We start from the raw sequence: 503 nt of genomic DNA, 5'->3' as shown, positions 1-503 counted from the left end.
GCTGGCGTGTCCGGGCGCCGGAGCCGGGAGCGTGCCCGCAGCCGGGTGGAGGCGTAAGAAGCCGCAGGTGAGACGGTCGTTACGACGAGATTCAACGTGGCCGGGCTTCGGGTCGGGGTCTATCGCTCGGTCGATCAGGGCGCCGAGATCACGAGGATGCAGGCCGTTGTCGGACCTCTCCCGATCCTGGATCTCGACCGGCGCGCCGCGGAGGTGTTCGGGCGGATTGTCGGGGCGCTGCAAGACGCGGGCACGCCCATCGGCGACATTGCTGCGCTGATCGCGTCCGTCTGCGTCGTGGGCGGCCACTCAGTGCTGACGCGGAACACGGCGCACTTCGCGCTGGTGCCCGGGCTTGCCGTGCTCAGCTACTGAGAACAGTCGATCAAGGTGGCGGAGGGGGAGGGATTCGAACCCCCGAGCCCTTGCGGGCTACCGGTTTTCAAAACCGGCCCGTTCGACCGCTCCGGCACCCCTCCGTCGGGAGCGTTAGTGTAGGCCCG

General features: G+C 68.8%; 1 protein-coding gene and 1 tRNA gene. One reads left to right on the top strand and one right to left on the bottom strand.

Annotation, left to right across the window (positions count from 1 at the left end):
* The first annotated feature begins 96 nt into the window (after positions 1–96).
* Positions 97–375: a type II toxin-antitoxin system VapC family toxin gene (locus L6Q96_23725; protein ID MCK6557554.1), complete on the top strand. Its 279-nt coding sequence runs from the start codon at positions 97–99 to the stop codon at positions 373–375.
* A gap of 16 nt (positions 376–391) precedes the next feature.
* Here the strand turns inward: L6Q96_23725 and L6Q96_23720 are convergent.
* Positions 392–479 (bottom strand) — tRNA-Ser (locus L6Q96_23720).
* Between the last annotated feature and the right edge of the window lie 24 nt (positions 480–503).

Source organism: Candidatus Binatia bacterium, from assembly GCA_023150935.1.
Classification (GTDB): domain Bacteria; phylum Desulfobacterota; class Binatia; order HRBIN30; family HRBIN30; genus JAKLJW01.
This window is presented reverse-complemented; position numbering and strand designations above follow the sequence as displayed.